The 20,982-nt window shown below is 73.5% G+C and carries 21 protein-coding genes and 1 pseudogene; 5 read left to right on the forward strand and 17 right to left on the reverse strand.

The annotated features are described in order from the left end of the window. Positions 1–75: 75 nt before the first annotated feature. The 5 genes and pseudogenes from TPA0908_RS06025 to TPA0908_RS06045 form a co-directional block, all read right to left on the reverse strand. A complete protein-coding gene (locus TPA0908_RS06025) occupies positions 76–768 on the reverse strand; it encodes a regulatory protein RecX (protein WP_281935433.1) in 693 nt (230 codons plus the stop codon). Positions 769–779: 11 nt separating this feature from the next. After that, complete coding sequence (recA, locus tag TPA0908_RS06030) at positions 780–1,829, reverse strand: recombinase RecA (protein WP_107159085.1); 1,050 nt, start codon at positions 1,827–1,829, stop codon at positions 780–782. 185 nt (positions 1,830–2,014) lie between these two features. Further along, positions 2,015–2,215, reverse strand: a complete 201-nt coding sequence (locus TPA0908_RS06035) for a DUF3046 domain-containing protein (protein WP_018785963.1) — start codon at positions 2,213–2,215, stop codon at positions 2,015–2,017. Next, positions 2,206–3,524: pseudogene (locus TPA0908_RS06040) on the reverse strand (MFS transporter). The gene TPA0908_RS06035 and the pseudogene TPA0908_RS06040 overlap by 10 nt, the downstream one beginning before the upstream one ends. A 67-nt stretch (positions 3,525–3,591) precedes the next feature. Beyond that, on the reverse strand, positions 3,592–4,734 hold the full coding sequence (locus tag TPA0908_RS06045) for an acyl-CoA dehydrogenase family protein (protein WP_281935438.1): 1,143 nt from the start codon (positions 4,732–4,734) through the stop codon (positions 3,592–3,594). Positions 4,735–4,930: 196 nt separating this feature from the next. Here TPA0908_RS06045 and TPA0908_RS06050 point away from each other — a divergent pair, with 196 nt between their 5' ends. Beyond that, positions 4,931–5,578, forward strand: a complete 648-nt coding sequence (locus TPA0908_RS06050; RefSeq protein WP_281935440.1) for a 4a-hydroxytetrahydrobiopterin dehydratase — start codon at positions 4,931–4,933, stop codon at positions 5,576–5,578. A 158-nt stretch (positions 5,579–5,736) separates the two neighbouring features. On the opposite strand, the gene TPA0908_RS06055 is transcribed toward TPA0908_RS06050, so the two are convergent. Then, a complete protein-coding gene (locus TPA0908_RS06055; protein ID WP_281935442.1) occupies positions 5,737–5,904 on the reverse strand; it encodes a hypothetical protein in 168 nt (55 codons plus the stop codon). A gap of 112 nt (positions 5,905–6,016) precedes the next feature. On the opposite strand from TPA0908_RS06055, the gene TPA0908_RS06060 reads away from it, so the two are divergent. Next, positions 6,017–6,784 carry a DUF5753 domain-containing protein gene (locus tag TPA0908_RS06060; RefSeq protein ID WP_281935444.1) on the forward strand — a complete coding sequence of 256 codons (768 nt, stop codon included), beginning with the start codon at positions 6,017–6,019 and terminating at the stop codon, positions 6,782–6,784. Then, positions 6,775–6,972 (forward strand): DUF397 domain-containing protein, encoded by a 198-nt coding sequence (locus TPA0908_RS06065; protein ID WP_281935445.1) that lies wholly within the window; start codon positions 6,775–6,777, stop codon positions 6,970–6,972. Before TPA0908_RS06060 ends, TPA0908_RS06065 begins: the two co-directional genes overlap by 10 nt. Before the next feature lie 203 nt (positions 6,973–7,175). Here TPA0908_RS06065 and TPA0908_RS06070 read toward each other — a convergent pair whose 3' ends face one another. Together TPA0908_RS06070 and TPA0908_RS06075 are read right to left on the reverse strand one after the other, a co-directional pair. Beyond that, the gene (locus TPA0908_RS06070; protein WP_281935447.1) at positions 7,176–7,874 is read right to left on the reverse strand and encodes a UdgX family uracil-DNA binding protein; all 699 of its coding nucleotides are present in this window, start codon (positions 7,872–7,874) and stop codon (positions 7,176–7,178) included. Between the two features lie 86 nt (positions 7,875–7,960). After that, a complete protein-coding gene (locus tag TPA0908_RS06075; protein WP_281935449.1) occupies positions 7,961–9,298 on the reverse strand; it encodes an aminotransferase class I/II-fold pyridoxal phosphate-dependent enzyme in 1,338 nt (445 codons plus the stop codon). A 38-nt stretch (positions 9,299–9,336) separates the two neighbouring features. On the opposite strand from TPA0908_RS06075, the gene TPA0908_RS06080 reads away from it, so the two are divergent. Together TPA0908_RS06080 and leuE are read left to right on the forward strand one after the other, a co-directional pair. Next, the gene (locus TPA0908_RS06080; protein WP_281935451.1) at positions 9,337–10,584 is read left to right on the forward strand and encodes a bifunctional pyridoxamine 5'-phosphate oxidase family protein/GNAT family N-acetyltransferase; all 1,248 of its coding nucleotides are present in this window, start codon (positions 9,337–9,339) and stop codon (positions 10,582–10,584) included. Further along, the gene (gene leuE, locus TPA0908_RS06085) at positions 10,581–11,237 is read left to right on the forward strand and encodes a leucine efflux protein LeuE (protein ID WP_281935453.1); all 657 of its coding nucleotides are present in this window, start codon (positions 10,581–10,583) and stop codon (positions 11,235–11,237) included. The genes TPA0908_RS06080 and leuE overlap by 4 nt, the downstream gene beginning before the upstream one ends. 101 nt (positions 11,238–11,338) lie before the next feature. Here the strand turns inward: leuE and TPA0908_RS06090 are convergent, their stop codons facing one another. From TPA0908_RS06090 to TPA0908_RS06130, 9 genes are all read right to left on the reverse strand, one after another. Continuing rightward, positions 11,339–12,262 (reverse strand): sporulation protein, encoded by a 924-nt coding sequence (locus TPA0908_RS06090; protein ID WP_281935455.1) that lies wholly within the window; start codon positions 12,260–12,262, stop codon positions 11,339–11,341. A gap of 56 nt (positions 12,263–12,318) precedes the next feature. Beyond that, positions 12,319–13,383, reverse strand: coding sequence for a hemolysin family protein (locus TPA0908_RS06095; protein ID WP_281935457.1), 1,065 nt, complete (start codon positions 13,381–13,383; stop codon positions 12,319–12,321). Next, positions 13,380–14,738, reverse strand: coding sequence for a hemolysin family protein (locus tag TPA0908_RS06100; RefSeq protein ID WP_281935459.1), 1,359 nt, complete (start codon positions 14,736–14,738; stop codon positions 13,380–13,382). Before TPA0908_RS06100 ends, TPA0908_RS06095 begins: the two co-directional genes overlap by 4 nt. A gap of 165 nt (positions 14,739–14,903) precedes the next feature. Continuing rightward, positions 14,904–15,233 (reverse strand): monovalent cation/H(+) antiporter subunit G, encoded by a 330-nt coding sequence (gene mnhG / locus TPA0908_RS06105; RefSeq protein ID WP_281935461.1) that lies wholly within the window; start codon positions 15,231–15,233, stop codon positions 14,904–14,906. A gap of 5 nt (positions 15,234–15,238) precedes the next feature. After that, positions 15,239–15,502 (reverse strand): monovalent cation/H+ antiporter complex subunit F, encoded by a 264-nt coding sequence (locus tag TPA0908_RS06110; RefSeq protein ID WP_107156066.1) that lies wholly within the window; start codon positions 15,500–15,502, stop codon positions 15,239–15,241. Continuing rightward, the gene (locus tag TPA0908_RS06115) at positions 15,499–16,116 is read right to left on the reverse strand and encodes a Na+/H+ antiporter subunit E (protein WP_281935465.1); all 618 of its coding nucleotides are present in this window, start codon (positions 16,114–16,116) and stop codon (positions 15,499–15,501) included. The genes TPA0908_RS06110 and TPA0908_RS06115 overlap by 4 nt, the downstream gene beginning before the upstream one ends. After that, positions 16,113–17,618 (reverse strand): Na+/H+ antiporter subunit D, encoded by a 1,506-nt coding sequence (locus TPA0908_RS06120; RefSeq protein WP_281935467.1) that lies wholly within the window; start codon positions 17,616–17,618, stop codon positions 16,113–16,115. Before TPA0908_RS06120 ends, TPA0908_RS06115 begins: the two co-directional genes overlap by 4 nt. Beyond that, positions 17,615–18,082 carry a Na(+)/H(+) antiporter subunit C gene (locus TPA0908_RS06125; RefSeq protein ID WP_281935469.1) on the reverse strand — a complete coding sequence of 156 codons (468 nt, stop codon included), beginning with the start codon at positions 18,080–18,082 and terminating at the stop codon, positions 17,615–17,617. Before TPA0908_RS06125 ends, TPA0908_RS06120 begins: the two co-directional genes overlap by 4 nt. After that, positions 18,079–20,910: a Na+/H+ antiporter subunit A gene (locus tag TPA0908_RS06130; RefSeq protein WP_281935470.1), complete on the reverse strand. Its 2,832-nt coding sequence runs from the start codon at positions 20,908–20,910 to the stop codon at positions 18,079–18,081. Before TPA0908_RS06130 ends, TPA0908_RS06125 begins: the two co-directional genes overlap by 4 nt. Positions 20,911–20,982 lie beyond the last annotated feature (72 nt).

Consider the following 20,982-nt stretch of genomic DNA (forward strand, 5'->3'; position numbering starts at 1 on the left):
TCCTCGGCGCGCAGTCCGCCGCCGGTCTCGCGGGCGAACCACCGGCGCCGGACGGTCGCGTCCGGGACCGGACGGTCAGTCGTGCCGGCGGGCGTCGAGGTCGTTCTCCGCGTCGGCCAGGGCGTCGGCGTCGATGTGCTCGGCGAACTCCGCCGCCTCGGCGCTCTGCGCGGCCAGCGCGTCCTTCACCGCGCGGATCGCCACGCCGGCCGGGTAGCCCTTACGCGCCAGCATGCCGACCAGACGCCGGAACACCGCGTCGGGCTCGCCCCGGGCGGTGCGCAGCTTCCGGTCCACCAGGGCGCGGGCGGTCTCCGCCTCGGCCTCCTCGTCGATCCCGTCCAGCGCCGCGCCGGCCAGCTCGTCGTCGACGCCCTTGCGGCGCAGCTCGTTGGCGAGCGCCCGGCGGGCCAGCCCACGGCCGGTGTGCCGGCTGCTCACCCAGGCCTGGGCGAAGGCCGCGTCGTCGACGATGCCGACCTCGTCGTAACGGTCGAGGACCCGCTCGGCCACCTCTTCGGAGATGCCGCGCCGGGCGAGCGCGCCGGCCAGCTCGGCCCGGGTGCGCGGTCGGGTGGCGAGCTGCCGCAGGCAGATCTCCCGGGCCAGCTCGGCCTCGTCGCGCGGCGGAGCCGGAGCCTCCCCCGGATCGGACTCCGCCGCGCGACCACGGCGGCCACGGCGGGGCTGCGGCGCGCCGGTGGCGTCACCCGTACGGGGTGGGCTGGCATCCCAGCCCCGTCCCGTACGGGCGCGTCGTCCTGCCACTGGTCAGCGGATCAGAAGTCGACCGGCGGCAACTCCGGGCCGCCGGCGGCATCGCCCGCACCACCGGTGCCGACGCCGAGCTTCTCCAGGATCTTCTTCTCGATCTCGGCCGCGACGTCCGGGTTCTCGCGGAGGAACTCGCGGGCCTTCTCCTTGCCCTGGCCGAGCTGGTCGCCGTCGTAGGTGTACCAGGCGCCGGACTTGCGGATGATCGCCTGCTCCACACCGACGTCGATCAGGGAGCCCTCACGGGAGATGCCCTTGCCGTACATGATGTCGAACTCGGCCTGCTTGAACGGCGCGGCGACCTTGTTCTTCACGACCTTGACCCGGGTGCGGTTACCGACCACGTCGGTGCCGTCCTTGAGGCTCTCGATGCGGCGCACGTCGAGCCGGACCGAGGCGTAGAACTTCAGCGCCCGACCACCGGTGGTGGTCTCCGGGCTGCCGAACATCACGCCGATCTTCTCGCGGAGCTGGTTGATGAAGATCGCGGTGGTGCCGGTGTTGTTGAGGATGCCGGTGATCTTCCGGAGCGCCTGGCTCATCAGCCGGGCCTGGAGGCCCACGTGGCTGTCGCCCATCTCACCCTCGATCTCGGCGCGCGGCACCAGGGCCGCGACCGAGTCGATCACGATGATGTCGATCGCGCCGGAGCGGACCAGCATGTCGGTGATCTCCAGCGCCTGCTCGCCGGTGTCCGGCTGGGAGACCAGCAGAGCGTCGGTGTCGACGCCGAGCGCCTTCGCGTACTCCGGGTCGAGCGCGTGCTCGGCGTCGATGAACGCGGCGATGCCACCGGCCCGCTGGGCGTTGGCCACCGCGTGCAGGGCGACGGTGGTCTTACCGCTGGACTCCGGACCGTAGATCTCGACGACCCGGCCGCGCGGCAGACCGCCCACGCCGAGCGCCACGTCGAGCGCGATGGAGCTGGTGGGGATGACCGCCGTCTGCACGACGGGCCGCTCCCCCAGCCGCATCACCGAACCCTTGCCGAACTGCTTGTCGATCTGAGCGAGAGCAAGGTCTAGCGCCTTCTCCCGGTCAGGACCTGCCGCCATCGTTGCCACCCCTGCCTTCGCCGGCGTCTTTCCTGAGCTTCGCGTCACGCGGGACACGCTAGGCGCTGGGTCCGACAGAAAACCAGCCGACGGGCCGTGAGCTGTGGACGAGCACCCCGCTGTGGACAATAGCCGAACAGGTGTACGACTGGGCAAGCGACACGCGGAACCAGAGAAAAGGCTGCTCAGCGTAGCCGGGCGGGCACGCGGTCGGGATACGCGGCGACCACCGCCCGCCACACCACGTGCGTTTCCTCACCGGCCGCGAGCGCCTGCTCGACGGTCCGCCCGCCGAGCTGCGACAGCACCTGGTCGCTGGCGATGCTGGCCGCGTAGCCCGGCCCGAACGCCTCCTCCAGACGCGTCCAGAAGTCGGTCAGCCGCACGTGTTCAGTCCTCCTCGTCGAGTGGTTCCGCGCCGGGACGCCGCATCGCCAGCGCCACCAGCGGCACCACCGCGATCGCCGCCAGCAGGGTGAGCGTCGGGTACCCCACGGCCCGCATGACGAACCCGCTCACCGCCGCCGCGCCCGCCCCGGCCAGCCCCATCAGCAGGTCGGACAGGCCCTGCACACCGGGCCGGTCGGCGGCGGGCACCGACTCCGACAGCAGCGTCGAGCCCGCCACCATGGTGCCCGACCAGCCCAGCCCGAGCAGCGCCAGCCCCACCGAGAGCGGCGGGGTGTGGTGCCCGGCGGTGCCGGCCACCGCGCACGCGGCCAGCAGCAGCGCCACGCCGCCGAGGATCACCGGCCGCCGCCCCAGCCGGTCGGTCAGCCAGCCCACCACCGGCGAGAACGCGTACATGCCGGCGATGTGCAGGCTGAGCACGATGCCGACCACCCGCAGCACGTCCGCGTCGGAGTGCCACTCACCGAGATGCACCGGGGTCATCGACATCACCGCGACCATCACCAGGTGCCCCACCGCGACCGCGGCGATGCCGAGGCGGGCGGCCGGCCGCCCGCGTACCGTCCGCCACGCGGCGACCATGCCGCCGCGGCGGGTGACCGCCCGGTCGGGGCCGGCGGGAGCGGCCGGTTCGGCCGCCGCCAGCCGGCGCGCGGTGCGCAGCGGGTCCGGCCGGAGCAACGCGAAGAGTACGACGGCAGCCAGCACGAACGCGACGGCGCTGAAGACGAACGGCCCGGCCAGCGTCGGCACGCCCCAGCCCCGGGTGGCGTCGTCGGCGAACGAGGCGAGGTTCGGCGCGGTCACCGAGCCGATGGTGGTGGCCCAGACCACAAGCGACAACTGCCGGCCCCGGCGCGCCGGCTCGGCGAGGTCCACCGCCGAGTAGCGGGCCTGGAGGTTGGCCGCCGTGCCGCCGCCGAACAGCAGCATGCCGACGAAGAGCAGCGGCACCACACGGGTCACCGCGGCGGCCACCACCAGCACGCCGCCGGTCGCGCCGATCAGATAGGCCAGGACCAGCCCGGGGCGCCGCCCACGCGCCGCCATCAGCCGGGTCACCGGCACGGCGAGCAGCGCCGCGCCGACCACCCCGGCGCTCTGCGCCAGCCCGGCCAGTGCGGTGCCGGCGATCCGGGCGGCGAGCAGCGCGCCGACCGAGATGCCGATGGCCACGCCGAGGCCGCCGACGATCTGGGTGAGGAAGAGCAGCCGGAGGGTACGCCGCTGGATGGCGGCGACATCGGGCCGGGGCGGGGCCGGCGCGGTCAGGTCGGTGGCCATGGCGCTCCTGGTGGGGACGGGTGCCCCATCCTTCCGCACCGGACCGGCCGGCCGGCACCCGGTTTCGCTACAGGCCGAGGCCGCGGCCGATGATCTCCTTCATGATCTCGGTGGTGCCGCCGTAGATGGTCTGCACCCGGCTGTCCAGCCACGCCTTCGCCACCGGGTACTCCGCCATGAAGCCGTACCCGCCGTGCAGTTGCACGCACCGGTCGGCGACCCGGGTCTGCAACTCGGTGGTCCACCACTTCGCCTTCGCCGCGTCGGTCACCGAGAGCCGGCCCGCGTCGTGCTCGGCGACGCAGTGGTTCACGAACGTCCGCGCGATGGTGACCTCGGTGTCCAGCTCGGCCAGGAGGAACCGGTTGTGCTGGAACGAGCCGATCGGGCGGCCGAACGCCTCCCGCGAGCGGGCGTACTCCAGCGTCAGCGCGAGCAGCTTCTCGCAGGCCGCCACCGCGGCGACCGCGATGCTCAGCCGCTCCCGGGGCAGGTTGGCCATCAGGTGGTAGAAGCCCTGGTTCTCGGCGCCGATCAGGTTCTCCGCCGGCACCCGGCAGTCGTCGAAGAACAGCTCGGCGGTGTCATTGGCCTTCAGCCCGACCTTGGCCAGCCGGCGTCCCCGGCCGAAGCCCGGCGTGTCACGCTCCACCACCACCAGGCTCACCCCGTGCGCGCCCTGCTCCGGGGCGGTCTTCGCCACCACCACCACGAGGTCGGCCAGCTCACCGTTGGTGATGAACGTCTTCTGGCCGTTGAGCACCAGCGAATCGCCGTCCCGGACCGCGGTGGTGCGGATGCCGGCCAGGTCGCTGCCCGCGCCCGGCTCGCTCATCGCGATCGCGGTGACCAGGTCACCCGAGCAGAAGCCCGGCAGCCAGCGCTTGCGCTGGTCGGCGGTGGTCAGCTCGGTCAGGTACGGCGCCACCACGTCGTTGTGCAGGCCGAAGCCCAGACCGGTGCAGCCGGCCGCGATGATCTCCTCGTCGAGCACCGCGTTGAACCGGAAGTCACGCTGCCCGCCACCGCCGTACGCCGGGTCCACGTCCGGCCCGAGCAGCCCGGCCGCGCCGGCGGCCCGCCATACCGCGCGGTCGACGATGCCCTCGGCCTCCCAGCGCTCGTGGTGCGGCACCGCCTCCCGGGCGAGGAACCGACGGCACAGGTCCCGGAACTCGTCGTGCACCGGCTGGTAGAGATGCTGCTCCATGGCGGCCAGTCTGGCACCGCTCACCCGCCCTGGACAGGGGCCGCATGAGCGAACGCACCGAGCGCAGCGAGGGCCGTGAGCACATGCCCAGCCAGCACCGCATGAGCGAACGCACCGAGCGCAGCGAGGGCCGTGAGCACATGCGGTGCTGTGCCCCGGGGTGGCGGGTCGGCGGGACGCGCGTCAGGATGACCCGGTGACCACGCTGACCGGAGCACAGATCGCCGACGCCGGGCTGGACGGGTGGACGTACCTGCTGGGCGCTTTGCACACCCGCATCCGTACCCCCGACTTCGCGGCCGGTCTGGCGTTGGTGGCCGCGGTCGGCGCGGAGGCCGAGCGGGTGGACCATCATCCCGACCTGGACCTGCGCTACACCTTTGTGGATGTGCGGCTGTGGTCGCACGACGCGGGCGGCGTCACCGGGCGGGACCTGCGCCTGGCCCGGACGATCTCGGCGCTCGCCGCCGACGCCGGCCTGTCGCCGTCCCCGGCCGGGCTGTCCCGCCTGGAGTTCGCGCTGGACAGCCCGGAGCACGCCGCCGTCGCGCCGTTCTGGCGGGCGGTCCTGGCGTGGGAGCCGTCGGGCGACGCCACCAACGAGGTACGCGACCCGGCCGGCGCGCTGCCCACGATCTGGTTCCAGGCGTCCGGCCGCGAGGAGCCCCGGCAGCGCTGGCATCCGGACGTGTGGGTCGACCCGGCCGCTGTCGCGGCGCGCATCGAGGCGGCGCTCGCGGCCGGCGGCACGCTGGTCAGTGACGCGGAGGCCCCGAACTTCTGGATGCTCGCCGACCCGGACGGCAACCGGGTCTGCCTGTGCACCTGGCAGGGACGCGCCTGACCCCGTCGGCGGCGTCCGTGACGTCCTTGATCACGCGGAACCGGACCGGCTTCGTGAACTGGACGCTCGCCGCCCTGGTGACCAGCAGGACGTCACCGCCGTTCAGCGTCATCGGTCTTCTCCCGGTTGTTCCGCCAGGCGCGCAGCATCTCCCCGGCTCACGCAAGGCGCTCGCAGCCGCCGTCCGACTGGCGTTCGTCGACTTCCCGTTTATGGGAAGCCTCGGGCTGCTTCGCGTGGGCGCCGGCCCGGTCGGGATAAGCCGTCGCCGGCTGCACCACGTCGACCGGCTCGTTCTCGCGTTGGAACCACTTCCACCTGGGCATCTCCGCACCTCCGCATCGCCGCCTTCCGGCAGGATGCCGCGTGGTGACAGGACCCTCACACTGCGTTGATGTATGTTCGGGAGACGTCGGGGACGTCCACTGAGGAGATGCCGTGAATCACGGACTCATAGCGGCCATGACCGAGGCCGGGGAGACCGCGGAGAGCCTTGCCGCGCAGACCGGCGTGGACCCCAAGACGGCACAGCGGTGGGTCAGCCGTGGGCGCATCCCGCGCCCGGTGGCCCGTTCCCGGGTCGCGGCCATCCTCGGCAGGGACGTCAAGGACCTGTGGCCGGACGTACTCAAGAGACGTGAGCCGTCATGGTTCCGGCCGTGGGCCGACATCGAGCGGGAGGCCCTCGCCCTCCGTGGCTTCGAACTGGCCTGGGTGCCCGGGCTGCTGCAGACCGAGGCGTACGCCAGGGCGACACTGGCGATGGAGTCACTGACGCTGGAGGAGGTCGACGCGCTGACCGCCGCCAGGATCGAGCGCCAGTCGATCCTGCGCCGGTCCCGACCTCCGCTCTTTGTCGCCGTCATGGACGAGGCGGTCCTTCGTCGTCCGGCCAACTCGGACCGTTCGGTGATGCGCGAGCAGTGCCTGCACATCCTCGCCTGCACCGAGCTGACCTCTGTGCGGGTGCACATTGTCCCTCTCGGCTCGCCGCTGTACCCAGGAATGGGGGGTCCGTTTGCGATGGCCGAGATGCCCGACGGCACTCGGGTCGCTCACGTCGACGCCCAGGTAAGGGCGCAGATCATTGAGGACCGGGAGGATGTCGGCATCCTGGAGCAACGCTGGGCACGCATAGTAGGAGAGGCTCTCCCTCGAACCCAATCGGCCAACCTGATCAGAGAAGCGGCAGCATCATGGACCTGAGCAGCGCGCATTGGCACAAGAGCACGAAGAGCGGCAACAACGGCGGCAACTGTGTGGAAGTGGCTGCCGATCTCCCCGGTGTCGTCGCGGTCCGGGACAGCAAGGACCGAAAGGGGCCGGCGCTGGTGTTCGCCTCGGAGACCTTCCAGACGTTCGTCGCCGCGATCAAGGAACAGCACCTGGCCTGAGCACAACGTGCCTTCCCGGATTCGACACGCCGATGGGGTGCGGTCGGCGGGTCAGGGGACGGGAAGACATCACCTCGACGTCGTATGCCTCTGAGTCATAATAATGACGCAGAGGTATATCGCATTCAGGTGATAGGTCTCCCGGCACGACCGTGCTGCCGGGGACGCCGCTCGAATCGGGAACCGGAAGAACGCGGCCGACCTCAGCGCAGCACGCCGGCCGCCACCTTGAGGTCGGCGACCAGGCCCTCGTACGCGATGTCCTGGTTGTCGGCGCGCAGCACGGCGGACGGATGGATGGTGGCGAGCAGCCGGGTGTCCGGCGCGTCGGCGACCGCGCCGGACCGGTCCACCGGCACCCGCGCGAAGTCCTCCGGGTGCTGGGCGGCGGCCGGCCAGGGCAGCAGTTCGCCACGTTGTCTCGTCACCCGGAACGTCGGGCCGAGCAGCGCCTTGGCGGCGGTGGCGCCGAGCACCACCACGATCTCCGGGCGCAGCCGGGCGAACTCGGCGACCAGCCAGGGCCGGCAGGCGGTGATGTGCACCCGGTCCGGGGTCTGGTGGATGCGCCGCTTGCCGCGCAGCTCGAAGCGGAAGTGCTTGACGGCGTTGGTCAGGTAGATCTGGCCGGGGTCGAGGCCGGCGTCGTCCACGGCCTTGCGCAACAGCCGGCCGGCCGGGCCGACGAACGGCAGGCCCTGCTGATCCTCCACGTCGCCCGGCTGCTCGCCGACGAAGACCACCCGGGCGCTCTCGTCGCCCCGGCCGAAGACGGTCTGCGACGCGTCCCGGTACAGCTCACAGCCGCGGCATCCGGCCGCCGCGGTCCGCAGCGCGTCGATGGTGTCCGCCGACGGCGGGATGAACTCCTGCGCGCCGGGCGCGTTCTCGGTCTCGGCCATGCGGACCGTTCTACCCCGTCCGCCGGCCGGCACGCGGCACCTGCCGGCGCGCGTGTTAGGAGGGGGCCCCTGCTATACCGGAGGCGTTAATAGGGGGCCCCTCCTTTCACGGGGCGCACCGCGTGCGCGAGTGCGTCGGCTAGCAGCGGCAGGTCGGTGTCGTCGAGCGTGCTCACCGTGATCCGGACGGCGGGCGCGGCGGCGATCCGGTAGAGGCTGCCGGGCGCCACCGACCAGCCGGCGTCGCGCAGGGCGGTGACCGCGACCGTCTCGTCCGGCACCGGCACCCAGACGTTGATCCCGGTGCGCCCGTGCGCGGCCAGCCCGCGCGCGGCGAGCGCGGCGACCAGTCCGTCCCGCCGCCGGTCGTAGCCGTCCGCCGCGCGCCGCACCAGCTCGGCGGTGGCCGGATCACGCCAGAGCGCCAGGACCAGGTGTTGCAGCACGGTGGAGACCCAACCGGCGCCGACCTGCGCCCGTCCGGCCACCCGGGCCACCGTGGCCTCGTCGCCGGCCAGCACGGCGAGCCGCAGGTCGGGCCCGTAGGGCTTGCTCACCGACCGGACGAGGGCCCACGCCGGGGTCACCCCGGCGAGCGGGTGCAGGGGTACGCGGGCCAGCTCGGCGGCGTGGTCGTCCTCGATCAGCAGCAGGTCGGCCCGGTCGGCGAGCAGCGTGCGCAGCGCCTCGGCCCGGTCGGCGGAGACGGCCGCGCCGGTCGGGTTCTGGGCCCGGCTGGTCACCACCAGCGCCCGGACGCCGGCGGCCAGCGCGACCCGCACCCCGGCCACGGTCGGGCCCTCGTCGTCCACCGGCACCCCGACGGTACGCAGGCCGAGCGCGGCGATCAGGTCGAGCAGGTTGGCCCACCCGGGGTCCTCCACCGCGACCGCGTCGCCGGGCCGTAGGTGGGCGGCGAGCAGCCGCTCGATGCCGTCCAGCGCGCCGCCGGTCACGGTCAGCTCGTCGGCCGGCACCCCGTCGGCGGTGAGCCGTTCCCGGGCGGCGGCGGCCAGTTCGGGCAGGACGGCAGCTTCCGCGTACCCGGTGGCGGGCCCGAATCCGGCGGCGAGCGCGGCCAGGTGCGGCCCGAGCGGCGGCAGCAGCCGGCGGTCGGGGTGGCCGCTGGCGAGGTCGCGGGTGTCGGGGCGCGGTGGCGGCAGCAGCGCCGCGCGGCGGGCGGCCACCGGCGGGCGGGGTCGGACCCGGGTGCCGAGCCGGCCGGCGGTGACGACCAGGCCACGCTGCCGCAGGTCTTGGTACGCCCGGGCGACGGTGGCCGGGCTGACGCCCAGCTCGCCGGCGAGCGCCCGGACCGCGGGCAGCGGGTCGCCCGGGGCGAGCGCGCCGGCGCGGACGGCGGATTCCACGCTCGCCGAAATGGCCACCGACGTGGCACCGCTGATCTGATAACGTGCTGACACAGTTCGGAGATTGTACTAGAACAAAATCGGGAGATCGCATGTACCCCCGGACCGAACGCACCACCGCCACCCGCACCCGCGACCGGATGCACTACGACCGGGCCACCGCCCACGCGCTGCTCGACGAGGCGTACCACTGCGCGCTGGCGTTCACCTCCGACGGCGAGCCACGCGTCCTGCCGACCCTGCACGTGCGCGTCGACGACACGCTCTACCTGCACGGCTCCACCGGCAGCCGACCGTTGCTCGCCGCCCGGGGCGCGGACGGACTGCCGGTCAGCGTCGCGGTCACCCACCTCGACGGGCTGGTCTACGCCCGTTCCCAGTTCCACCACAGCGCCAACTACCGCTCGGTCGTCGCGCACGGCACCGCCCGGCTGGTCACCGACGAGCGGGAGAAGGCCGCCGTGCTGACCGCGCTGGTGGAGAAGGTGGCCGCCGGCCGGTCCACCGAGAGCCGGCCGCCGAACCGGCGCGAGCTGGCCGAGACCGCGGTGCTGGCGCTGCCCCTGCGGGAGGTGTCGGTGCGGATGCGCACCGGTGGCGTCAACGACGAGCCGGCCGACGCGGAGCTGCCGTACTGGGCCGGGGTGCTGCCGCTGCGGCTGACGCCGGGCCGGCCCGAGCCGGACGCCGGCGTCACCGCGCCGGTGCCGGCCTACCTGCGGCCGGCCCGCTCGCCCTGGCTGGAGCCGGTGGTGCTGCGCGGCGAGCACGTCGTGCTGGAACCGCTGGACCTCTCGCACGCCGAGGAGCTGCACGCCGCGCTCGACGACGAGGAGGCCTGGCGGCACGTCGGCAGTCCACGCCCCACCGACGTGGCCGGGACGGCCGAGCTGATCCGCGCCGCCCTGAACGCCGGGTTCCGTGGTGTCCGGACGCCGTGGGTGCAGCGCTGCGCGGCCACCGGGGCGATCGTCGGCACCACCTCCTATTACCAGCCCGACGCCGACCTGCGAACCGTGGAGATCGGCTACACCCAGCTCGGCCGGCCGTGGTGGCGCACCGGGATCAACACCGAGGCGAAACTGCTGCTGCTCACCCGCGCCTTCGAGGAGCTGGACGCGGTGCGGGTCACCTGGCAGACCAGCACGCTCAACGAGCGGTCCCAGCGGGCCATCGAGCGGCTCGGCGCGGTGCGGGAGGGCACGCTGCGGTCCAACCGGCGCCGGGCCGACGGCACCTGGCGGCAGTCCGCGCTCTACTCGATGATCGCCGAGGAGTGGCCGAACGCACAGCTCAGGCTGCAGAAACGACTTCAGCCGGCGGCACCGGCCGGTTCATGATGTCCGGCATGCTGGGGATCACCGACATCGGAACGTACGTGCTGGGCACCGTGGCGATCGTGCTGCTGCCCGGGCCGAACTCGCTCTTCGTGCTTGCCACCGCCGCCCGGCGCGGGGTGGCCACCGGTTACCGGGCCGCCGCCGGGGTGTTCGTCGGCGACGCCGCGCTGATGGCCCTCTCCGCCGCCGGGGTGGCCTCGCTGCTCCGGGCGTACCCGCCACTCTTCCTCGTGATCAAGTACGCCGGCGCGGCGTACCTCGGATGGTTGGGGTTGGCCATGCTGCGCGGCGCGTGGCGGCGCTGGCGTGACCGCAACGACCCGGCCACGCCGCGCCTGATCGACGAGGTGGAGCCGGCCCGCGACCCGTTCCGGCGGGCGCTGACGATCAGCCTGCTCAACCCGAAGGCGATCCTCTTCTTCGTCTCGTTCTTCATCCAGTTCGTCGACCCCGGGTACGCCTGGCCGGCACTGTCGTTCCTGCTGCTCGGGCTGATCGCGCAGGTCACCAGCGCGCTCTACCTGACCGCGTTGATCTTCACCGGCACGTTCCTGGCCGCCCAGTTCCAGCACCGTCAGCGGCTCGCCGCAACCGGCACCACCGCGATCGCGATGCTGTTCCTCGGCTTCAGCCTCAAGCTCGCCGCCGGCTGACGTGTAAGGAGGGGCCCCTTCTTAACGTATTCGGTAGAGGAGGGGCCCCTCCTTAACGTATTCGGTGGAGGAGGGGCCCCTGTTGACGCCCCGCGCGGCGCTCAGGTGCCGTCGCCGCCACCGCCGCCGACGCCCCCGCTGCCGGCCGTGCCACCGAGGCCGTAGCCGGGTGCGACCGGCTGGTCGGGATGGCGGCTGACGTGCGCCGACTCCCGGATCGTGGCCGACCAGTCAGCGTACGCGGCGGCTGCGGCGTGCCGGTCGATGGCGTGCCGCAGCCAGCCGTCCACGGTGGCCACCCAGTCCCGCCGGTCCGCTCCGGCGTGCCAGACCCGGAACCGGCTGATGCTCTGGTGGGTCACCCCGGCCAGGGACAGCCGCCGGTCCAGCCAGAACAACACCTCCATGCCGGCCGAGTCGGTCAGCATGGTCACTTCCAGCTCGGTCATCGGGCCGGCGTAGAGCGGGGCGGCCCAGAAGCCGAGCCGCTGCTGGAACGGCAGCGTCTGCGCCACCCCGGGCAGCCGGCCCTGCTGGAGTCCCGCCTGCCGCATCACGAAGCCGAGCGTGTCCAACGCGGCGAGCAGGTGCTGCTGGGTGGGCAGCGGGTGGACCAGGACCGGCACCATCTCGCCCTGGTCGAGGTCCGGGTCGACGGACACCTCGGTCCGCAGCCCGGTGCGCAACGTCATCAACGGCACCCCGCCGAACACCGTCACCGGCGTCGCCCAGGGCAGCGGCACGGCGAAGTCCACCGCCCGCCGACGCCCGCCCGGCACCACGAACCGGCCCGCGATCGGCCACTGGTGGTACTGCACCAGCCGGCGCGACGCCCCCGGGTCCTCCGGCTCGACCTGGGTGACCAGCCCGAGGCGGATGTGCCGGACCAGGACGTCCTCGCCGTCGGCGGCCAACGTCACCCGACCCGGCAGGCGCAGGCCCGGCCGGGTGCTCGGATTGGGCAACGTGGTGGTGACCGAGAGCCCGGTCCAGGCCGACCCCCGCGACACCCCGGTGAGCCGCATACCGGGGCATTCCCCCTCCCCGCCCACCCACACCCGCCCGGGGTGGGCGGGGTGGGTCAGCGGAGGCGGCGGCCCCTCGGGACCGGGTCGGTCTCGTCGTCGAACTCGCCGATGACCTCCTCCAGGAGGTCCTCCAGCGCGACGAAGCCGATCGGCCGGGTCGGGCCACCACCGTTGCGGACCAACGCGAGCTGCGCCTGCCGGCCCCGCATCGCCGCCACCGCCTCGGACACCGACGACTCGGCCGGCAGCGTGAACGCGTTCGTCATCAGCTCCCCGGCGGTCGCCGTCCGGCCGGTGGTCACCGCGCGCACCGCCTCCCGGACGTGCACCAGGCCGCAGACCTCGCCACCGCTGTCGACCACGGCGAGGCGGGACCGGCCGCTGTCCCGGGAGACGTGCTCGATCCGTTCGGCGGTGTCGTCCCGGCGGACCGTGACGATCTTGTCGAACGGCTCCATCACCTGGGCCACCGTGGTGCCCTGCAACTCCAGCATGCTGGTCAGCAACTGGTGCTGCTCGGCGCCGAGCAGCCCGTGCTCCCGGGACTGCTCCAGCAGGATGCGCAGCTCGTCCGGGCCGTGCACCTGGGCGAGCTGGTCCTGCTGCTGCACGCCGACCAGCCGCAGCATCGCGTTGGCCAGCCCGTTCAGCAACGACAGCACCGGGCGGGCGATCCGGGCGAACGCCCGGAACGGCAGCGCCAGCAGCATCGCCGAGCGCTCCGCGTCGGTGATCGCCCACGACTTCGGCGCCATCTCGCCGACCACCAGGTGCAGGAACGTCACCAGGCCCAGCGCGAACACCAGCGCCACCACGTGGCTCGCCGCGTCGGGCAGGCCGACCGCGTGCAGCAACGGGCTGAGCAGGTGCTCGATGGCCGGCTCGGCCAACGCGCCGAGGCCCAGCGTGCACAGCGTGATGCCGAGCTGCGCGCCGGCCAGCATCAGGCTCAGCTCGCGGACGCCGTCCAGCGCCGCGCGGGCCGCCCGGCCACCACCGGCCGCCGACTGCTCCAGCCGGTACCGCTTCGAGGCGACCAGCGCGAACTCGGCCGCCACGAAGAATCCGTTGAGCGCCAGCAGCACCACGGAGAAGATCAACGCGAATCCGGGGCTCATGCCGCACCCTCCCCGGCCACGCCGGCAGTCGTCCGGAGCCGGACCGAGTCGGCCACGTGCCGGTCCACGGCCAGCACCTCCACCAGCACCCGGGGCCCGGACGGCGGCGGTTCGTCACCGTCACCGGCGAGCGCGATCTCCAGCCGGTCGCCGACCTCGGGCACCCGACCCAGCTCCCGCATCACCAGGCCGGAGAGCGTGTCGTACTCCGGCGCCTCGGGCAGTTCGATGCCGGTGCTGTCGGCGACCTCGTCGATCCGCCAGCGGGCCGGCACCACCCAGGAGCCGTCCTCCTGCCGGGCCGGCGCCCGCTCCGGCGGGTCGTCCTCGTCGCGGATCGGCCCGACCAGCTCCTCGGCGAGATCCTCCAGCGTGATCACGCCGGCGAACCCGCCGTACTCGTCGACCACGCAGGCCAACTGCCGGTGCCCGGACCGGAGCCGGTCCAGCACCGTCGGCAGCGGCAGCGTCTCCGGCACCAGCAACGGGGGTACGGCCACCGCGCCGATCCGGGTACGCGCCCGCTCGGCCGGCGACACGCCCAGCACGTCGGCGATGCCGACCACGCCGATCAGGTCGTCGACGCCCTCGGCGCCGCGCACCGGGAACCGGGAGTGGCCGGTGTCGAGCATCTCGACGATCCGGCTGACCGGCTCGTCGGCCCGGACGGTGTGCACGTCGACCCGGGGCACCATGGCCTCACCGGCGGTCAGCCCCCGGAAGTCGAGCCCCCGGTCCAGCAGGTCGGACATCTCCGCGTCGAGATGCCCCTCCTCACGGGACTCGGCGATGATCTGTTCCAGGTCGGCCGGGGTGGCGCCGCTGGGCAGCTCCTCGATCGGCTCGATGCCGACCCGGCGGAGCAGCCGCACGGCGGCCCGGTCGAAGAGCGTGATCAGCGGACCGGCGATCCGCAGGTAGATCAGGGTGGACCGGGACAGCGCCCGGGCCAGTGGCACGGCCCGGGCGATGGCCAGGTTCTTCGGGGCCAGCTCACCCAGGACCATCTGCACCACGGTGGCGATGACCAGGGCCAGCGCCACCGACAGCGGCAGCGCCACCGCGCCGGACACGCCGGCCACGCCGAGCAGGTCGGCCAGCCCGGCGCCCAGGTACGGCTCGGCGACGTAACCGACAAGCAGGGCGGTCACGGTGATGCCGAGCTGGGCGCCGGAGAGCATGAAGGAGAGCCGCCCGGTCACCTCCAGGGCGCGGGCGGCGGCACGGTCGCCACCGTCGGCGAGTTGCTTGAGCTTGCCGCGGTCCACGGCGACGTAACCGAACTCCTGCGCCACGAAGTAACCGGTGGCGGCGGTGAGCACGGTGATGAGAAGGAGACCGACGAGGATCAACACGGGAGGTTCAGGGCTCCCGGGGTCGTCGGGGAGGGAAGATGCCGGGTACGACCCGGCCGGCTACTGCTGCCCTCCGGGGCAGGAGAGTCGATCATGCGGCCCATTTTATCGGTGCCCGCTGGATGCTCGCTGAAGGTGCCGAAAAGCCTCCCCCGCGTCCGGTTCTCAGCGTCCGGCCAGCTCGTCGACGTCGAGCAGCGACCGGTCGACCCGCCCGGACCGGTAGGCGGCCCGTCCGATCATCTGCGCGGCGACCGGCGCGGTGGAGAGCTGGAAGATCGCCACCAGCGCCAACATGCCCAGGTCCGAGCCGGTACGCAGCCGCAACGCCAGCCCGCCCAACAACAGCAGCACGCCGAGCACCTGCGGTTTCGTGGCAGCGTGCATCCGGTCCAGCGTGTCCGGGAAGCGCACCAGCCCGATGCCGGCGACCAGGCTCAGCAGCGCGCCGCCCAGCAGCAGGAGCCCACCCACCCAGTCCGCCACGACCGCCACGACCGTCACGATTCGGCCCGGACGGCGAAGCGGACCAGGGAGACCGAGCCCACGAAGCCGAGCAGGGAGAGCACCACCAGCACGGGCAGCGTGGTGGCGTGCCGGTTCACCGCCGCCTCCGCCCCCACCGCGCCGAGCATGGCGGCGAGCAGCAGGTCGGCGCCGACGATGCGGTCGAGCAGGGACGGGCCACGGTAGATCCGGGTCAGGGCGAGCAGTGCGGTGGCCGAGAGCAGCACGGTCAGCGCGACGGCGAGCAGGACGGTCACGGGTGGTTCCTCCGTTCGACGGGTTCGGTGTCGAGCTGGCGTACCTCGGTGGGAGAGCCGACGGCGCGGACGATGCGCCGTTCGACGGCGAGCACGCGGTCGCGGCTGCCGGTCAGGTCCTCGGGGCCGCGCACGTCGAGCACGTGCACGTAGAGCACCGCGCGCGTGCGGTCGATGTCGAGGATCAGGGTGCCCGGCACCAGCGAGATCACCTCGGCGGTGAGCGCCAGGTTGAGGTCGGTGCGGACCCGCAGGGGCACCGCGATGATCCCGCCGCGCGGCCGGTAGCCGGGGCGCAACGCGACGGCGGCGACGTGCACGCTGGCGCTGACCAGCTCCCCGACGAACGTGCCGGCGAGCACCAGCAGCGGCCCCGGCCGCAGCCGCCCGCCGAAGGTGACCGACGGCAGCGGGAAGAAGAACAGCACCGCCGCGCCGATCGCCAGGCCGGTCAGCAGGTTGCCCCAGGAGACGTCGCCCCAGAGCAGCAGCCAGACGACGACCAGCCAGCCGAGCGCCACGGCCTGGTCCCGCCGACGGCCGCCGCGGCCCACCGTCGGCGGGTCGCCGCCCGGCGCCGCGCCGCCCCGGTCCGGGCCCGGGTCGGCGGTCACGGCACGTCCCGGGGCAGCACGGCCCGCACGTACGGGGTGCGTTGGCGCAGGTCGGCGGCGGCGTCCGCGGTGACCTGGAACAGCGGCCCGGCCACCAGCGTGAGCAGGACGCCGAGCCCGACGAGCGCGGCGGTGGCGCCGACCATCAGGGCGGGTAGCCGGGCGTCCGGCGTGGTGGTGGCCAGCCGCGGCGCCCGCCAGAACGCGATGTTCCACACCCGGGACGCCACGTAGAGCGTCAGCAGGCTGGTCAGCGTGCCGGCGCCGACCAGCACGGCGGGCAGCGCGCCGCCGGCCGCCACGCCGGCCTGGAGCAGGCCGAGCTTGCCGAGGAAGCCGGAGAACGGCGGGACGCCGGCCAGGTTCATCGCCGGGACGAAGAAGAGCACCGCGACCACCGGGGTGACCCGCGCCAGCCCGCCGAGCCGCCGCAGGTCGGTGCTGCCGGCGCGTTCCTCGACCAGGCCGGCGACCAGGAAGAGCGTGGTCTGGACGGTGATGTGGTGCACCACGTAGAAGATCGCGCCGGACAGACCGGCGACGCTGCTCAACGCCACCCCGAAGATCATGTAGCCGATGTGGCTGACCAGCGTGAAGGAGAAGAGCCGCTTCATGTCCGACTGCGCCACCGCGCCCAGGACGCCCACCACCATGGTCAGACCGGCCACCACCATCAGTAGCCCGTCGACCTGGCCGCCGGGGAAGAGCAGCGTCTCGGTGCGGATGATCGCGTACACGCCGACCTTGGTCAGCAGGCCGGCGAAGACCGCGGTCACCGGCGCGGGCGCGGTCGGATAGCTGTCCGGCAGCCAGGCGGAGACCGGGAAGACCGCCGCCTTGATGCCGAACGCGAGCAGCAGCATGAGCTGCAACGCGAGGCGTACGCCGGCGGGCAGCGCGTCCAGCCGGCCGGCGAGCTGCGCCATGTTCAGCGTGCCGGTGGCCGCGTACACCAACCCGACGGCGGACAGGAAGAGCAGCGACGACAGGATGCTGACCACCACGTACGTCGAGCCGGTGCGCAGCCGCACCTCGGTGCCGCCCAGCGTGATCAGCACGAAGCTCGCGGCCAGCAGGATCTCGAAGCCGACGAACAGGTTGAACAGGTCCCCGGCCAGGAACGCGTTCGTCACGCCGGCGGTGAGCACCAGGTAGGTGGGGTGGAAGATGCTCACCGGCGCGGTCTCGCCGATCTCCGCCCGACCCTGGCCGATCGAGTAGATCAGCACGCAGAGCGTGACCGCCGAGGAGACCACCACCATGAGCGCCGCCAACTGGTCGGCCACCAGCACGATGCCGACCGGCGCCGGCCACCCGCCGACGCGCACCACCACCGGCCCGTACCGGTACGCCTGGACCAGCAGCACCACCGCGACCAGCAGCACGCCGGCCAGGCAGAGCACGCTGATCGAGCGCTGCAACCGGGGCCGGCCGGTCAGCATCAGGGTGAGCGCCGCGCCGAGCAGCGGCACCACCACCGGCAGCGGCACCAGCCCACTCATGACTCCTCGTTCCGCCGCAGCCGGCGGCGGGCCGGCTCCGGGTCGACCTGTTCCGGGTCGCCGTCCGGGCCGTCGCCGCCGAGGTCCGCGGTGGCCACCTCGTTGCGTTCGGCCAGCCGGACGGTCTGCCGGTCCTCCAGGTCGTCCTGCACCTCGTCGTCGCCGCTGGTGTACCAGCTCCGGTAGGCGACCGCGAGCAGGAACGCGGTCAGCCCGAACGTGATCACCACGGCGGTGAGCACCATGGCCTGCGGCAGGGCGTCGCTCATGTCGCCGGCCGGCGCGGTGCCGACCAGCGGGGCGGCGCCGGACCGCCCGCCGAGCAGGATGAGCAGGTTCACCCCGTTGCCGAGCAGGATGACGCCGAGCAGGATCCGGGTCAGGCTGCGTTCCAGCAGCAGCGTGACGCCGGCGGCGACGAGCACCCCGACCGCCAGCACCAGCACCAGCGTCGGCCCCGTCACGCGCCCGGCCCCTCACGCCGGACCGTCAGGCCACGGCCCGGCTCGCCGGCCGCCTCGACGTGCCGGTCCACCTCGGCGCCCAGGCTGCGCAGGATGTCCAGCACCAGCCCGACCACCACCAGATAGACGCCGATGTCGAAGAAGATAGACGTGACCAGGTAGAAGTGGCCGATCAGCGGCAGCCACAGATCCACCTTGACGCTCTGCAGCACCTCGCCGCTGAGCACCAGGCCGAGCACGCCGCTGCCGACCGAGACCGCCAGGCCGGCGCCGAGCACCATGCCGGCCCCGACCGGCGCGGCCTCGGCCAGCTCGTACCGCCCGCCGGCCAGGTAGCGGAGGGTCAGCGCGAGGCCGGCGACCAGCCCGCCGGAGAACCCGCCGCCCGGCGCGTTGTGCCCGGAGAAGAGCAGGAACAGCGAGAAGAGCAGCACGGTGTGGAAGATCAGCCGGGTGACCACCTCGAACACGATCGACCGCCGCCGCTCGTGCAGCGTCTGCCCGCCGCGCAGCCAGACCGTGCGGCCGGGGCGCGGCACCGCCGGGCGGGGACGGCGCGGGCGCGGCCCGGTGCGGGAGCGCTCGAAGATCAGGCTGGCCACCCCGGTGGCGGTCACCACCAGCACCGAGATCTCGCCCATGGTGTCCCAGGCCCGGATGTCCACGAGCGTCACGTTGACGACGTTGCGGCCGTACCCCTGCGCGACCGCGAGGTCACCGAACGCCGCGGAGATCGACGGCGCCCGGCGGGCACCGGCCGCGGTCAGCGCCAGGCCGGCCATCACCAGGCCGGCGGCGACGCCGATGCCCCGCCGCAGCCACCGGCTGCGGCGCAGCGGACGGGCCGAGAAGCGTTCCGGCAGCCGGCGCAGCACCAACACGAAGACGGCGATGGTGGCGGTCTCCACCAGGAACTGGGTGAGTGCCAGGTCCGGCGCGCCGTAGAGGACGAACATCATCGCGGTGCCGTAGCCGGTCACGCCGACCAGCAGCATGGCGGTGAGCCGGCGGCGCGCGCCCACCGCGAGCACCGCCGCGACCGCGATCACCAGGCAGACCACCAGTTGGGTCGGGGTGTCCCAGGGCGCCAGCTCGACCCGCCACGGCGCGGTGGCCACCATCGCTCCGCCCGGCACGACCACCAGGACGAGCAGCACGGTGCCGAGGTACTGCGGCAGCGAACCCCGCTGGGTGGCGCCGGTGACCTCGATGGCGAGCCGGTCGAACCGGTGGATCGCCCACTCGTAGCCCTGGTTGCCGCCCACCGGCGAGCGCAGCCGGGCCAGCGCGGGGGCGAGCGGGCCGCGGAGCAGGTGCAGCAGCACGCCGCCGGCCAGCACCAGCGCGGAGAGGCCGAGCGCCACGGTGGGTCCGTGCCAGAGCGCCAGGTGCTCCTCGACCGGGCCGAACAGCTCGGCGTACGGCTGGAGCAGGCCGCCCACCCAGCCGGCGGTCAGGCCGGCGGCGAGCCCGGCCACGGCCAGCAGCGCCGGGGGTACCACCATCGCCACCGGCGGTCGGTCCAGCACGGTGTCCCGGACCCCGGGTCGGGTGCCGAACGCGCCCCACAGGAAGCGGATGCTGTAGCCCGCCGTCAAGGCGCTGCCGGCGACCAGCACCACCAGCACCCACGGCCGGTCGGTGAACGCGGCGAGCACGCCTTCCTTGGCCACGAAGCCGAGCAGCGGCGGGACGCCGGCCATCGACGCGGCGGCCAGCGCGGCGACGGTGGCCAGCAGCGGCGAGGCCCGGCCCACGCCGGACAGGTCCCGCAGGTCCCGGCTGCCCGTGGCGTGGTCGAGGATGCCGACGACGAGGAAGAGCGCGGCCTTGAACAGCGCGTGCGCGGCCAGCAGGGCGACGCCGGCCAGGGCCGCAGCCGGGGTGCCCGCCCCGAACGCCACCGCCAGCAGGCCGAGCTGACTGACCGTCCCGTACGCCAGCAGCAGCTTCAGGTCGCACTGCCGCAGCGCCGCCCAGCCGCCGCCGACCAGCGTGACCAGCCCGGCGACCACGGTGACCGGCCGCCACGGCCCGGCCGGGGCGAGCGCCGGGCCGAGCAGCCCGATCAGGAAGATGCCGGCCTTCACCATCGCCGCCGCGTGCAGGTACGCGCTGACCGGTGTCGGCGCGGCCATCGCCACCGGCAGCCAGGCGTTGAACGGGAACACCGCGGACTTGGCCAGCGCGCCGGTCAGGATCAGCAGCACGGCGGTGGCCAGGTACCCGCCGCCGGGCAGCGGCGCGGCGGCCACCGCCGACCAGCGGTAGCTCCCGGCGTGGTGGCCGAGCAGCAGGAAGCCGACCAGCATGGCCAGGCCGCCCAGCGTGGTGACGGTGAGCGCCTGGGCGGCGGCCCACCGGCTGGCCCGGCGTTCGGTGCTGTGCCCGATCAGCAGGTAGGAGAAGACGGTGGTCAGCTCCCAGAAGACGTAGAGCAGCAGCAGGTCGTCGGCGGCGACGAGGCCGAGCATCGCGCCGGCGAACGCGACAAGCACGGCGGCGAACCGGGCCAGCCCCACCGAGCCGGGCGGGAAGTAGCGGGCGGAGTAGACAAGCACCAGCGCACCGACGCCGCCGACCAGCAGCAGCATCAGCCAGGACAGCGTGGTGACCCGCAGGGCCAGGTCGAACCGGAGCTGCGGGATCCAGGGGTACGTCTCGACCACCGCGCCGCCGTGGCGTACCGCGCCGGTGTGCGCCACCGCCCAGCCGGCCGTGGCCGCCGGGGCGAGCGCCACCAGCAGGCAGGCGCGCGGGCCCCACCTGCGGACCAGCAGCGGGGCGAGCAGTGCCGCCACCAGGTGCAGGATCAGCAGGACGAGCACGCGTACTCCCGGTCGAGGTACAGCGCGGGGGCACGCTGCGGGTACGACCGATCACACGCCACTTCCCCACCC

Source organism: Micromonospora sp. AKA38 (genome assembly GCF_027925725.1).
In the GTDB taxonomy this organism is placed as follows: Bacteria; Actinomycetota; Actinomycetes; order Mycobacteriales; family Micromonosporaceae; genus Micromonospora.